Origin of the sequence: Rubrivivax rivuli, assembly GCF_004016505.1 — a bacterium.
GTDB lineage: Bacteria > Pseudomonadota > Gammaproteobacteria > Burkholderiales > Burkholderiaceae_C > Rubrivivax > Rubrivivax rivuli.
Genome location: NZ_SACR01000005.1, coordinates 128,250 through 141,322, shown reverse-complemented (window position 1 = coordinate 141,322; position 13,073 = coordinate 128,250). Strand labels below are relative to the sequence as shown.

Annotated in this window: 16 protein-coding genes; 11 read left to right on the top strand and 5 right to left on the bottom strand. The window is 60.9% G+C overall.

The features are described from left to right. Nucleotides 1-54: 54 nt before the first annotated feature. The gene (locus EOE66_RS16690) at nucleotides 55-1,443 is read left to right on the top strand and encodes a tetratricopeptide repeat protein (RefSeq protein WP_128229866.1); all 1,389 of its coding nucleotides are present in this window, start codon (nucleotides 55-57) and stop codon (nucleotides 1,441-1,443) included. 39 nt (nucleotides 1,444-1,482) lie between these two features. Here EOE66_RS16690 and EOE66_RS16685 read toward each other — a convergent pair whose 3' ends face one another. Further along, nucleotides 1,483-1,785 carry a hypothetical protein gene (locus tag EOE66_RS16685; RefSeq protein ID WP_128229865.1) on the bottom strand — a complete coding sequence of 101 codons (303 nt, stop codon included), beginning with the start codon at nucleotides 1,783-1,785 and terminating at the stop codon, nucleotides 1,483-1,485. Nucleotides 1,786-2,260: 475 nt separating this feature from the next. On the opposite strand from EOE66_RS16685, the gene EOE66_RS16680 reads away from it, so the two are divergent. Then, complete coding sequence (locus tag EOE66_RS16680; protein WP_128229864.1) at nucleotides 2,261-2,608, top strand: hypothetical protein; 348 nt, start codon at nucleotides 2,261-2,263, stop codon at nucleotides 2,606-2,608. A 208-nt stretch (nucleotides 2,609-2,816) separates the two neighbouring features. Then, nucleotides 2,817-3,332, top strand: coding sequence for a helix-turn-helix domain-containing protein (locus tag EOE66_RS16675; protein ID WP_128229863.1), 516 nt, complete (start codon nucleotides 2,817-2,819; stop codon nucleotides 3,330-3,332). Nucleotides 3,333-3,911: 579 nt separating this feature from the next. Here the strand turns inward: EOE66_RS16675 and EOE66_RS16670 are convergent. From EOE66_RS16670 to EOE66_RS16655, 4 genes are all read right to left on the bottom strand, one after another. Next, nucleotides 3,912-4,133 (bottom strand): hypothetical protein, encoded by a 222-nt coding sequence (locus EOE66_RS16670; protein ID WP_164885135.1) that lies wholly within the window; start codon nucleotides 4,131-4,133, stop codon nucleotides 3,912-3,914. A gap of 60 nt (nucleotides 4,134-4,193) precedes the next feature. Continuing rightward, on the bottom strand, nucleotides 4,194-4,493 hold the full coding sequence (locus EOE66_RS16665) for a hypothetical protein (RefSeq protein WP_128229861.1): 300 nt from the start codon (nucleotides 4,491-4,493) through the stop codon (nucleotides 4,194-4,196). 156 nt (nucleotides 4,494-4,649) lie between these two features. Beyond that, entirely contained in the window at nucleotides 4,650-5,048 is a 399-nt protein-coding gene (locus tag EOE66_RS16660) for a hypothetical protein (protein WP_128229860.1), read from the bottom strand. 2 nt (nucleotides 5,049-5,050) lie between these two features. Then, complete coding sequence (locus EOE66_RS16655; protein WP_128229859.1) at nucleotides 5,051-5,455, bottom strand: hypothetical protein; 405 nt, start codon at nucleotides 5,453-5,455, stop codon at nucleotides 5,051-5,053. A 275-nt stretch (nucleotides 5,456-5,730) separates the two neighbouring features. Between EOE66_RS16655 and EOE66_RS16650 the strand changes: the two genes are divergently transcribed. The 8 genes from EOE66_RS16650 (at nucleotide 5,731) to EOE66_RS16615 (ending at nucleotide 13,072) form a co-directional block, all read left to right on the top strand. Next, entirely contained in the window at nucleotides 5,731-6,021 is a 291-nt protein-coding gene (locus EOE66_RS16650) for a protein kinase family protein (RefSeq protein ID WP_205702725.1), read from the top strand. A gap of 88 nt (nucleotides 6,022-6,109) precedes the next feature. Next, nucleotides 6,110-6,646 carry a YiiX/YebB-like N1pC/P60 family cysteine hydrolase gene (locus tag EOE66_RS16645; RefSeq protein ID WP_164885134.1) on the top strand — a complete coding sequence of 179 codons (537 nt, stop codon included), beginning with the start codon at nucleotides 6,110-6,112 and terminating at the stop codon, nucleotides 6,644-6,646. Nucleotides 6,647-6,722: 76 nt separating this feature from the next. Then, the gene (locus tag EOE66_RS16640; RefSeq protein WP_128229856.1) at nucleotides 6,723-7,313 is read left to right on the top strand and encodes a LexA family protein; all 591 of its coding nucleotides are present in this window, start codon (nucleotides 6,723-6,725) and stop codon (nucleotides 7,311-7,313) included. Nucleotides 7,314-7,349: 36 nt separating this feature from the next. Then, nucleotides 7,350-8,096, top strand: coding sequence for a DUF5131 family protein (locus EOE66_RS16635; RefSeq protein ID WP_128229855.1), 747 nt, complete (start codon nucleotides 7,350-7,352; stop codon nucleotides 8,094-8,096). A gap of 8 nt (nucleotides 8,097-8,104) precedes the next feature. Further along, nucleotides 8,105-9,379 (top strand): three-Cys-motif partner protein TcmP, encoded by a 1,275-nt coding sequence (locus EOE66_RS16630; RefSeq protein ID WP_128229854.1) that lies wholly within the window; start codon nucleotides 8,105-8,107, stop codon nucleotides 9,377-9,379. A 31-nt stretch (nucleotides 9,380-9,410) separates the two neighbouring features. Next, nucleotides 9,411-10,592, top strand: coding sequence for a three-Cys-motif partner protein TcmP (gene tcmP / locus EOE66_RS16625; protein WP_128229853.1), 1,182 nt, complete (start codon nucleotides 9,411-9,413; stop codon nucleotides 10,590-10,592). Nucleotides 10,593-10,605: 13 nt separating this feature from the next. Beyond that, nucleotides 10,606-11,382 (top strand): hypothetical protein, encoded by a 777-nt coding sequence (locus tag EOE66_RS16620; RefSeq protein ID WP_205702724.1) that lies wholly within the window; start codon nucleotides 10,606-10,608, stop codon nucleotides 11,380-11,382. A 1,093-nt stretch (nucleotides 11,383-12,475) separates the two neighbouring features. Next, the gene (locus EOE66_RS16615; protein WP_128229852.1) at nucleotides 12,476-13,072 is read left to right on the top strand and encodes a recombinase family protein; all 597 of its coding nucleotides are present in this window, start codon (nucleotides 12,476-12,478) and stop codon (nucleotides 13,070-13,072) included. Nucleotide 13,073: the final 1 nt, after the last annotated feature.

Here is a 13,073-nt window from a genome sequence, read left to right as displayed (position 1 = left end):
CCGCCTGCGCAGAGCCGTCGGAGCCCCCTCTCGTCGACCCTGGAGGAAGCAAGGATGTCGAGGAACAAGCTGCTGTTCGTCGCGGTTCTGGCCGCGTCCGTCTACACATGGCCAGGCGTTGCAGCCGCCGATCTGGCCGCCGGACTTTCTGCGTACCGGAGTGGTGACTACGCGACAGCGCTGAAGGAGCTGAAGCCGCTGGTCGATGCCGGAGATGTCGGCGCGACCAATACCCTCGCTGTCATGTATGCGCATGGGCGCGGCGTTCCGAAGGACGCCACCAAGGCCATCAGGCTCTACCAGTTCGCCGCAGAGGCCGGCAACATCGATGCTCAGTTCAATCTGGCAACGATGTATTCGAGCGGCACCGGTGTGGCCAAGAGCCTGGAGACAGCAGCCATCTGGTTCAGTAAGGCGGCTGACGGCGGCGACGCTGCGTCCCAGCGCATGCTCGGCATCATGTACTTCGATGGCCTCGGGGTCGGCAAGGATCGAGCGGCTGCGGCGCGGTGGTTCCGCAAGGGCGCCGACGGTGGCGACACAGCCTCTCAGCGGCGACTGGGCGAAATGTTTGCCTACGGACAGGGCATCGAAAAGGACGAAGTGGCCGGCGCCGCACAGCTCGGCAAGGCCGCAGCCGGCGGCGACGCAATGGCCCAGTTCGAGTACGGCTGGATGTTGGCCAACGGGATCGGTGTCGCCAAGGACCAGACTGCCTCAGTCTCGTGGTGGCGCAAGTCATCCGAACAGGGCAACGCTGGCGCGCGGTTCGGCATGGGTACCCTCTACGAGTACGGCACTGGCGTTGAGAGGGACGCGAAGGAGGCAGCCCAGTGGTACCGCCTGGCAGCCGACCAGGGACACGCAACAGCACAGAACAACCTCGGGACGCTCTACGAACGGGGTCTCGGCGTGCGCCAGGACCCGCTGGAAGCAGCTCGGCTCTACGAGTTGTCAGCGCGGCAGGGCGACGGTGATGGGCAGCGCAACCTCGCCCGTCTCTACAGGGACGGCGTCGGCGTGCTGGCCGATGCCGTCGTGGCCTACGCCTGGCTGAACCTGGCGGCGTCAGCCGACGAGCCGAACAAACACGCGTTGGCCGAACGCGAGCAGATCGCGGCACGTCTCAGCCGGGACCAGGTCGTCGAGGGACAACGACTCTCACGCGAGTGGAAGCCCGGCCAAGCCATGGGCAGGTCCAAGCTCAAGCCGGTGCTCATGGCCGAACAGGCGCCACCTTCGATGCAACTGACGCAGGCCTCATTCACCGGCCGCTTCCCGGCTCGACCTGCTGCCCAGGCAGGGGTCACCACCTGCAACACTCGGTGCGAGAACAGCACCTGCTACCGCACCTACGACAGCGGCAAGCAGGTGGAGTACCAGGCGCGGCAGAAGTGGAACCCGGTAACGAACCGATTCGACTGGGACGCAGGCACCTGCTGAACTGCGGGGTGGGCATCGTCCAGCGGCCGACGGCGATGGTCAGGCGTCGGCTATCTCGCCGAGACGGAGCGCCTTTCGCAGACTGAGGACGGCATCAGCCTCGTTCTCGTCGAACGCCTCAGCTCGTGCCAGGACACGAGCCAGCGCCTCTGCGGTTTTGTGGGACATCAGTACCTCAACCCACACCTTACCCTCGACCACACCTGACCTTTGGTGCCCATCGTCGCTGCAGCGGACGTGAGCACCTTCAAGCCAAGAGGGGTCTTGCTTTCGGACGAACTCCAGGAACTCCTTCAGGGCGAAGCCGTGAAGGTCGACAGTGTGGCCTGCTCGCTCTGTCATTCGTGCCTCCAGTGTTGAGTGAGCGCCCGGCGAAACCTTCGGCGATGGCCTTGACTTGCCTGAGCCTGCCTTCCGGAAGAGCTGCGAGCGGCGTGTCCCGTCATACGGGCCTTTGCCTTCATTGAGAAGGTGCCACTCGCTGCCTGAGTTTCCAGTTTCCCGGCAGCCCACGCTATCCGGCGCCTGAACTCACTTTCCACCAGCAGAAGGCTTGGATCAATCCTCACGGTGGGAATCATGCACTCAGCTAAAAGCAGCCGGCGTGGCAACTCGCAGCGATGGTGAAGGTCGGTCATGCGACTAATGCTACCGGCCAGTCAATCGCATCGCCACCATGTCAAAGAAGCTGCCAGATGGATAACGCCGCTGACGGCACCCCGTCGATGCCGCGGCGAGCGCGCAGCGAAGCTTTTCGATTGTTATAGGCGGATCGCTTGGAAAATCAGTGCCTTGAACTCCAACGAAGGGACCCACAGTGAAAGCCATTCGAGTCGTCGCAGTCGGGCTGCTGGCAGCCGCAGTGATCATGTCGCAACTCTCCGTCGACTTCTTCCGCGAGTGGATGGCGTCCGCGCCCATCAATTCGTTCGTCCTCGCAATGAAGGCGATTTCGCCCGAGGCCTTCTCTGGCACTGGGATGGGGGCAACGGCCGTGATCGTTCTGGCCTTTGCCTCCGCTGGCCTGGGGCTCTTCCTCTCTGCTGTCTTGTACTCACCGCTTGATGACCTTCTTGCTGGTTTGCTTCGAGGCCGGCTCGTGGTGCGGTCAGCCGACCCAACAAGCAGTTCGGAGACCTGCACGCCTGCTCGTGCAGCAGGCTGAGAGCTAAGTATTCGCGAGCATCGGCGCCTTCGGTGGCACCGCCCCTTGTGGCGTTGTGAGCCAAACGTCTTGCACTATCCTGGCCGAGATCGAGCGGCTGGATCGGCAGGCCTTACACACAGGCGAAATCAATGGGCATGCCCTCATATCCAGACGCTGATCCCCTCACGGTTTCAATGCTGAAGGCAACGCCCGTCTCCGGATCTGTATGAAAGTGAATCTGATTGGAATGATCCTCAACAACGCTGGACGACAGTGTTTTGACGGATTTGTTGTCGACGACGACGGGAAGTTGCTGCCGGCAGCTGACTCGCTTCACGCGCTCATTATGGAATACGCCAAGGTCGTCAATGGCGGGACCTCCGGCATGGTCGTTGCATCTTCGGAGGTGCTTATGTCACCCGGTACGGCTGAATCCGCTGAAGGCGTCGATTCCAGGCCGCGGACCGTAGATCAAGATGCCGGTGCCCACGACAGGGTTCAGTGGGATTGGTTTTCTTTGGTCGAGCAGCTGATGACGCAGTTGAAAATCACCCAAGACAAGCAACTGGCGGAAGTCATCGGCGTCGTACCAAGCCAGATCACGAATTGGAGAAAAGGGAGAAGCGAGCTGGGGCCGGTTACGAAGCTCGTGATACTCGACAAGCTTCGCTTCGATTTTGCTGGCCATGCCCTACGCGCAATTGTCCCCGCCTTAGGCGCAAGGTCCGCCGCGCAGGTGTGAATTTTCCGAATCAGAAAGGGTGAAACACAGAGCCGCCTGGCCGCGGGCGCAGCAGTCGCCAGGCATCTGAACTAGGCTTTTCACAAATGGTCCTGGCGTCCTGGCTAGGGCCGCCAGCACTCGACGGGTTGTCAAAGGCCCCTCGTGTGCCCAGCCGAGCTTCTTGGCCACTTGGTGGGCCAGCCACTCGTCGCCGTACATGATGGTGGGCTCCCCGTGTTCGCGGAGGACCGCCGCTGCGGCGTCGCAGGCCCGCATGCGCCGGCTCCTTTCCGCACGCTTGTCAGTTTTCTCAGCTTGCGCACCCATAGTCACTTCCACACGTTATTTCGCAGAGCCCATAAATGGTTCCCTCGCCGCAGTACGGACAGATGCCCCCTAGCGGGCGACTCCGATTTTGCAGGCTGCTATCTATAACAAGCGGCGACTAGGTTGGAACTGAATCGGCTGGGGCAAACGCCGCAGCAGAGTATCCGAGGCGGTGGGACCGAGTCCAGAGTCCATGATCCTCAGAAAGAAAAATCCCCGGCTCAACTGTCGTTGAACGCGGGGATTTGGGGCAAGGGCTTTGCAAGTAGGCTAGCGCCGTGTCGCCTTGAGGTCGGCAATGGCCTTTCGGTCCTTGTGAACCAGCGCTGCATGTTCTGCCGGATCTACGAAGATCGGAGCGAACTCCTCGGTGTGCGGGAAATCGATCAGCTGGAGCATGCGGAACTTCAGGGGCGTGGGAACCGGTCGCTTCTCGTTTACCCAGTCGGACAACTGCTGCTTGGACAGGCCAAATACATAGGCTAGGTCCAAGTCATAGATTAGTCCGTGAGCCTCCTTAAAGCGATCTATGAGTTGTCGGTTGTTCATGGTTCACGCGCGCTTGCGGTTCGAATGCTCTTGTGCCTTCTTCAGGCGCGCAATCGCTTTTCGGTCTTGAAGCACCATTTGAGCAAGCTCCGTTGGATCAACGAACAGAGAAGCGAACTGCGCCGTGTTCGGAAACTCGATCAGCTGGAGTAGGCGGAACTTCTTTGGCACGGGCATCGGTCGCCTTCCGCTAATCCAGTCGCTGATCACTGGGCGTGCGACTTCGAGCACTTCAGCGACGTCAAGGTCGTGCGACAGTTGGAACTTTGCCTTAAAGGCATCGATGAGTTGTCGGTTGTTCATGGTCTTTCGTGCAGGCAACGTCGGCGACGTTTCTTACCTTGCGGACAGCAATGCCCTACGAGAGCGAACAACTCGGTCTGAACTGTTCGTGGCTTCCGCTTGGTCAGAGGCTTCCTGCTTCAAGCCCATGCCCATGGCAAGATCGTTTCGCCTTGCTCATGATGCTGCGAGCCGAACGCCTTCAGGAAGGACGAACATCAGTTCTCCACCCACTACGACGACATCTGCTGCCTCGGCAGCTTCGTCGGCTATCGGCATGCCCCGGGCCGCCGTGAACTTCAGGTAAGGACGTGCGCTGCCGTTTCCTATGAGCTTGTAGCCTCCGGCCGCCACCTTGCGCGCACGGATCGCCATGTCAGTGCGATCAATGAGCAGCTCGATGCGATCGTGCCCAGGCACCCAGCCTGCGCGCTCAACCAGATCGTCCGAGAATCGGAAGACCGTCTGCGGTCGCTGACGCTCGCTGAACTCGGATTTCACGATCACGCGAGCGGCCTTCATCGATGCGCGCTTCAGACCAACGCGAGCCAGGTCGTCGAAAGATTCGAAGGCCATGGTCAGTCTCCCTTCTTGGCTGGTTCAACGCGAACCAGCCTTCGGCCGTGCTCAGTCTCAGGGCCCAGCTCGAAGCCCAACTCACGCAGTCGGCCTTCGTAGTCGAGCGGCCCCAGGCCCACCTGCCGCAGCTTGGCATCGAACTGGTTCAGCATCTCGTGGAGCGCCTCGGACAAGGCCTCCTGCTTCGACATGCCGAGAGCACTCAGGCTGACCTCGAACCTCGCCTGCAGCAGAGGGTCGATCCGGAAGCAGATGTTCTTCATCCCGATCGCCTCCGCCTGCTCGGGATCGCGTTCCAGCAAAAGGTTGCCGAAGCCGCTGCTGGCCCGGCCGCTGATGTCGGCCTTGAACATCAGGGCCTTCATCGTCAGAAGCTCGTCGAACTCCATGTGGATGTCGTTCATGTGTTTGCCTTGCGTTTGCATGCATTAGCGCATGGATTGCATGGTAGAGGCCGAGTCGCATGGTGTCAACCGATTCCCAATGTTTTGCATGCAGCGCGAGCCAGATTGCATGCATGGTCCCCTCCGACGCTTAGGTTTGATTTCGAAACGAAATCAAGACTGAGGCGCTTCAGCCGATAGCAGTGGTAGTCGGGAACGCGCAGCCTTCCGCGGCGCTCCAACCTCGCTCCGTCGAGTTGGTTGTCCCTTCCTCCGTCACCTGCTATAAGGGAAGAATGGCTGAACGGCCCATGCATCTTCAGATGAACTACGCGTTCTCTCTGAACCCTCGTCGCGAGCCAAAGGGCTCCCAGGACGAGGGAGACACTCGTCGTGTCGAGGCGGTCGTGGTGGCGCTCATCCCGGAGTACCACCAGGTCAAGGTTCGCGATGGTGACGGGCACCTGTATGCGCTCACGCGCAAGACCCAGGGTGTCGATCTGGCCTCACTGCATGAGGGTCAGCGAGTCGTCTGCACTGTGACGCGAAAGCTTCCCCGAGTCCTGAACGCCGCAGCCGTTGCCTAGTACGGTTCTCCCTCCGTCGACTCAAGCGGGGGGTGTAGTTGCGCCGCTGCGCGAGCCGCTCGTTCCTGTGGCATGGCCTGGCACCTACGTGCCCAACATCAGCGACTGGCGCGAGGGCGACATCGTCCTCGTACATCGGTCAGCGGATGCCGCTGGGTTCGCGATTCAGGCGTCGCAGGCCATGAGCTTGAGCGCCGTGACTCGTGCTGGTGCCATCTGCTCCCACGCGGCGATCTACATCGGCGGGGGCATGGTCGTCGATGCAACGCGAGGCGCCGGTGTCTCCGCTCAGTCGGTCTGGAATTACTGCCAGCACCGAGCGATCCAGGTTCGTCGCCTCTCCGATCCCACGATTTCCATGGCCGACATCGCTGACATCTCTGTGATGGCCCAGCAGCACATCGGCGAGCCGTACTCCGTCATCCAGGTCATCATCTCCAAGCTGTTCCCTGGGACTGTCCCCATCCCCGATGCGCTGTACTGCAGCACGCTGGTGGGCTTGGTCGTTACCGACGCCACTGGCGTCGACCTCAGCTCGGACCCGGCGCATCAGCCACTGCATCCAGGCACCCTGGCTGCCCATCCCGAGCTGACCGACGTGCTGCTGGAGTGGCGTCACCTCTAGACGCCGCTCGGACTCAGGGCCGGTTCGTCTATCTTTGATGAACCGTGCGTGCTAGGCTTGATTTCGTCACGAAATCATGCGTACCGAACCGACCAGACCCCGCCACGGGGGCACCCGCGAGGGTGCCGGCCGCAAGGCTGCCTACGGCGAGCCCACCAAGACGGTCCGGGTGCCGCAGAGCCTCGTCCCCGTTGTGGTGGGCTACCTGAATGAGGTCAAGCGCACAGCGCAGGCGCAAAGTGAGACCGCCGGGATGAGGCCCGTCGCCTCGATACGTGCCGCGACCTCCGTGCCTGCTCTGGGCCGCCGCGTGCGCGCCGGCAAACCCACGTCAGGCGACAACTACCAAGACGAAGCCGTCGATCTAGGCAAGCACCTGGTTCGCGATCCGAGCAGCACCTTCGTCATGAGGGTCGCCGGCTGGTCCATGCGCGATGCGGGCATCGCTGATGGCGACGAACTGGTCGTCGATCAGGGCGTAGCGCCTGAGGACGGCCGGATCGTGATCGCCGATGTCGATGGTGAGCTGACCGTCAAACGCCTGAAGCGCACGTCCACTGGTTGGGTGCTGCAGGCCGCGAACCCGGACTTCGCCGACGTCCTGGTCGGCGACAAGAACGAGCTGAACATCTGGGGCGTCGTGACGCGCGTGCTGCGCGCTGTCTAGGCGGCCGAACTGACTTTGAAGAAACAGGAGGTCCTCATGTCGCAATCAAGCCGGATCGAATGGACCGAGGCAACTTGGAATCCGACCGTGGGCTGCACCAAGATTTCGCCGGGGTGCAAGCACTGCTACGCCGAGTCGATGGCGAAGCGGCTCAAGGCCATGGGCACACCTGGGTATGAAAACGGGTTCAAGCTGACCATCCTGCCGGACCGCCTAGCGGAACCGCTCGCTCGAAAGAAGCCGACGGTTTACTTCGTCAACTCGATGTCCGACCTCTTCCACAAAGGTGTGGATGACAACTACATCGCCCAGGTCTTCGATGTGATCCGGCAATGCCCTCAGCACACATTCCAGGTGCTGACCAAGCGCGCCGATCGAATGGCCACCTTCTTCAAGACACACGAGGTGCCCACGAACGCATGGATGGGCGTTTCCGTAGAGGACCGGAGGTACGGCGTGCCGCGCATCGACGGCCTTCGCAAGGTCGACGCCCGCATTCGCTTTCTCTCCGTGGAACCGTTGCTCGAAGATGTCGGCGAACTCGACCTAACCGACATTCACTGGGTGATCGTCGGCGGAGAATCCGGTCCTAAGGCCCGGCCGATGCATCTCGATTGGGTCGAGAATGTCCGCCAACAGTGCGAGGACCAGGGAGTGCAGTTCTTCTTCAAGCAGTGGGGAGGCTGGGGAGCAGACGGCAAACGTCGCTCCAAGAAGGCCAACGGCCGCTTGCTTGGAGGCAGGACCTGGGACGACATGCCGGCACTTTCCGCCCACGTCTGAAGGAACGCATGACGCTGAAACAGTACAACTGGAAAGACGGCCCCGACCTCATCCAGCAGCACAGCGTCGCCAAGCACCGCATCCTTCAGGCATACCTCGCCGCCTACTTCCGCACCCTTGTCAGCTCGCCGAACCAGGATGTGCTGCGGTTGACCCTCGTAGATGGGTTCGCAGGGGGCGGGCTTTACGTTCACAACGACACGCGAGAGACGGTCAAGGGCTCGCCCTTCATCTTCCTCGAAGCCACGCGCGAAGCCGAGTTCGTGATCAACAAGGACCGGCGCAAACCCGTTCAACTCCAGGTCGACTACTTCTTCACCGAGGCCGACCACCACGCGCACCTGCACCTCGATAAGGTGCTGAGAGAGGCCGGCTACGGTGCTCGATTTGGTAATGGCATCTACCTGGAGCACGCTCGATTCCAGGACAAGGCTGACGCGATCATCGCGTTCATCAAGAAGAAGAGCCCAAAGAACGGGCGCTCGATCTTCGCGCTTGACCAGTACGGCTACAAGGAAGTGCCGACACAGCTCCTGCGCAAGATTTTCGATGCGCTGCCGAGCGCAGAGGTGATCCTGACATTTGGCGTCGACTCGTTCATGAACTTCGCCAACGATGGCGATCAGATTAAGGATCTGCTCGACGGCCTAGGCATCCCAGACATCTTCGGTGGCCGTTCGGTCGATGAGATCAAGTCGTCGGACCGTGACTGGCGGTTGTTCCTGCAGAGCACCCTCTACCGGCGTCTGGTCGAGAACTGCGGTGCCCGACACTTCACTCCCTTCTTCATCCGCAATCGCGGTGGCCACGGCGACTATTGGCTGATCCACATGTCCCAGCACCATCGTGCACGGGACGTGATGACGGAAGTGCACTGGGCCAACAACAACCAGTTCATCCATTACGGCGGCCCCGGCCTCGACATGTTCCAGATGGTCGGCTACGACCCGATCCATGACGCCGCCTTCTTAGGGCAATCGGGCCTGGGGTTCGAGTTCGACGATGTAGCTCGCCGCGCAAGCATCTCGGCACTCGGCGAGCAGATTCCGCGACTCGTGTACGCAGACGACGCTGGCATCAGCTTCGGCGAGTTGTTCGCCACCACATGCAACAGCTCGCCAGCCTCGGCGCAAATCTACCGAGAGTCAGTTGGAAAGCTGCTGGACGAGAAGGTGGTCGAGATCGTCGGAGCCGACGGCACGAGGCGGAGGTCTTCCGCGCAGATCAAGGACACTGACCAGATCATGCCTCCCCCGCAGCGTGATCTGTTCCTTGTCGGGTGAATCACAGACATCCAGATCAGGAGACCGTAGCGTGGCCACGTCAATTATTCCGGAGACCTACGAAGGCCGCGAGCAAGCCATGGTGAAGCATGCGCTGCTGAAGAGCTACCTGGAGAAGCTGGTCCTGATCATCGGCATGAGCGCAAAGAAGGCACGCCGAACCGAAATCTGCTTTGTGGATTGCTTCGCAGGGCCGTGGGGCGCACCAAGCGAGGACTTGGACGGCACGTCGATTTCGCTGTCGCTCAAGACGCTGGCCGCTTGCAAAGAGAAACTCGCAACGCTCGGGGTCGACGCAACGATGCGCGCTCTGTACATCGAGAAGGACAAGACCGCGTTCGACCGGCTGTCTGCATTCCTCTCGACGAAGGCGCCGCCCACAGTTGCCCATGCATGTCTGCGCGGTGATTTCGTGGACCTTCGGGACGGCATTCTGACGTGGTGCGGAACCACTGCATTCACCTTCTTCTTCATTGATCCGAAGGGGTGGAAGGACATCGTCATCGCGACGATGAGGCCATTACTCCAACGCCCACGATCAGAGTTCCTGATCAACTTCGCCTACAACTTCATCAACCGCACGGCGTCGATGGCCGACTGGCAGGATGCGATGACGAAGCTGCTCGGTTCGTCGGTCAACCTCGATGGTCTTCAGCCTTCTGAGCGTGAGCAGGCTCTCGTCAACGCGTATCGCACAAGTCTCAAGGGGTGCGTCCCAACCAGTCGTCCCGAGTACCGCCCGAGGTCTGCCTACGTCACCGTGCTTGATCCGCTGCATCAACGCACAAAGTACCACCTCGTGTATGTGACCTGCCATCCAACGGGCATCGTCGAGTTCATGGACATCTCTGAGCGCGTTGACCTGGTCCAAAGGCAGGTTCGTGCCGCGAAGCAGATCGACGCCCGCCAGCAAAAGACCGGCGTCACGGACATGTTCGGCGCTGACCCGAAGCCCGAGCAGAACGACGGTCGCCGCAGCCCCGATGAGGTCGATGCCTTCTGGCGGCGGTATCTTTCAACCGGTGAACGGCGGATCGCTACGTCCGATTTTGCAGAAATCCTTGAGACCACAAACTGGCTTCCAGGTGACCTGCAAAGCTCGCTGGTGCGCCTCGTGAAGGCTGGGGCGGTGCGCAACCTGGATGCCGATGCTTCGAAGAGGCGATCGAAACCGCTGCACTTCGACAAGGCCGAGCGCCTGCAACTCACATAGCGCAGACCCATCCATGCCATCAACCCGAACACTTGCATCGCTTGCCCAACTGCTTTTTCTGTTCCCAAGCCAGACGGCAGTGGTCCTTCTATCGAAGCACGGACTGCGAATCAGCATCGAAACCGGCAGGGAACTGTTCGACATCAACAACGCGCTCCGCGACCAGGCTCAACTCGCCGGCTGCCTCTCTGTTCTAGACGAGGTCGTGCGCACGAACGGCGATTTGTCGAACCAAGTCAAGCCACGCTACAGATTCACCGAACGGTACGACGACTTGAAGCGCTGTCTACTGCTCGATGGCTTCTTGATTCGTGAGCGAGAGTTGGTTCCCATCGATCCTTCAATTTCGGATTCGGCGCCGATAGAAGACGATCTGGTCGCTGGAATCAAATCGACAGACCTCGATCCTGGTGGCGACATCGTCAGCAAGTTGAACGACTCTGCCGAATCGTTCCGTCGCAATCCACCCGACTACAACGCCTGCCTGACCAATGCTCGGGTCGCGCTGGAGGCGATCGCTCGCGAGATCGCTTGTCGCCGCTTCCATTCCGATCCGTTGGCGTATGACCCAACAAAATGGGGCTCAATTGTTGCGCACCTTCGGAAGCAGGACTTCTTCACCGCAGAGGAAGAGCGCGGGCTGGCCGGCGTCTATGCGTTTCTGAGCCCCGGCGCGCACAGACCCATCGGCCTCACTGAGGAGGAGGCATGCAGGCTTGGGCGATCTATGGCGCTGAGCATGTGCTGGTACCTGATGAAGCGATACGCTGATCACGAGAGCACGCTGTAGGACGAGCCAATGCCACCAAGCTTCCCACTTCATCCCGGCTACCTTTCTGCACATGCTGCATCGCAGCAGCGGCCCGGGTTAATCTCAGTTTCTGACCTCAAGGTCGGAGATGTCCTGTTGTGCTGGCCAGAGCACCCTGACTTTGCGCAGCGTCGCATCCAATCAGCCACTGGCAGCAAATACGTCCACGCGGCGATCTTGATGTCAGAGACGCCCGCGTACGCTGCCGAGGTCGGCTTCGGACTGGACATGTTGACGAAGAAGTCGCTGCGGCGCACTGCGATCTCTGACCTCGTCGCACGCTATGGCCACGTTACCGTACTCAGGCACCCAGACGCTTGGCAGGATTCGTCGGTTCTCCGACTTCGGCGGTTCATTGCACGACAACTTGGCAGAACGCGGTATCGAGCATTCAAGGCTCTGCGGGTGGAGAAACGCGGTCGTGCCAGGGAGAAAAATCAGCTGGCACTTTTGGACGGCTACTTCGCGGGATCGTCCAAGCCGCGAGCCTCGAAATCGGCCTACTTTTGCTCAGAGTTTGTCATCCAGTGTTTCATGGAGGGAGGCTATCTCCACGAGTCTGCTGCGGTTATCTATTGCGCCGAGGACACCTCGCCGGGCAGGCTTGCCCGGGACAACACTTTTGGGTTCCCCGTGGGATACCTGACGAACACGAATGCGTACGTCGTTCCTGATGCTGATCCCTACCGTTGTCAGACGCGATTCGGCGTCATGTTCCCGTCGATGAAGTCCAGGCGGGGCTTGCGTCGGGCGAAGTTGGTGCGCTGCCGGCTGGTTCGAGAAACTGGCCCAAGTAGTACCTGATGGCTCTATCGAATAAGCGCTTCGCCGCGGCTTCATCATTCACAACAAATGCCGGCCCTGGCTCCAAGTTAGGCCTCGTCATCGTCCGCAGTGAGAAGCGATGTCCGGGCCACCGTCAAGCGGGGCGCTCGTAGATACCGGCTGGCTACGCGGTCAACAAACGACCGTTTCTTGATCGTCCGGCCAGTACCCGCGAAATCGCCGCTGGAGCCTTGTTTCAACGGCGAAGAACCCGTACAGTAATCAACGTACTTCAAAGGTACGTTTGATGATCATCGGATACGCCCGAGTCAGCACCCAAGACCAGAACCCGCAACTCCAGCTCGACGCGCTCACCACCGCTGGCTGCGAAGAGGTGTTCCATGAGAAGGCGACAGGCGTGGTGCGTGAGCGACCCGAACTGACCGCGTGCCTGCGCACGCTGCGCAAGGGCGACACCCTGGTGGTGTGGAAGCTCGATCGGCTGGCGAGGTCACTGAAGGACCTGGTCGAGATCGTCCACGACCTTGAGAGCCGGCATGTGGGCTTCAAGTCGCTCACTGAGTCGATCGACACCACCAGCTCTGGCGGCCGGCTCGTCTTCCACATCTTCGGCGCCCTCGCGGAGTTCGAGCACAGCCTGATCCGCGAGCGCACCGTCGCTGGCCTGGCCGCTGCCCGTGCACGTGGACGCAAGGGTGGCCGCAAGCCTCAGCTCACGACGGCCGACGTACGGAAGGCCGCGGCGATGCTGTCGGACCCGAACATCACCAAGACAGAAGTAGCACGCCACTTCGGCGTCACCCGCGCAACGCTGAACGCCGCGTTCGAACGCGCCGGCATCCAAGACCCACTGCTCGCCGGCGCCAAGCCCGAGCAGGCCTAAG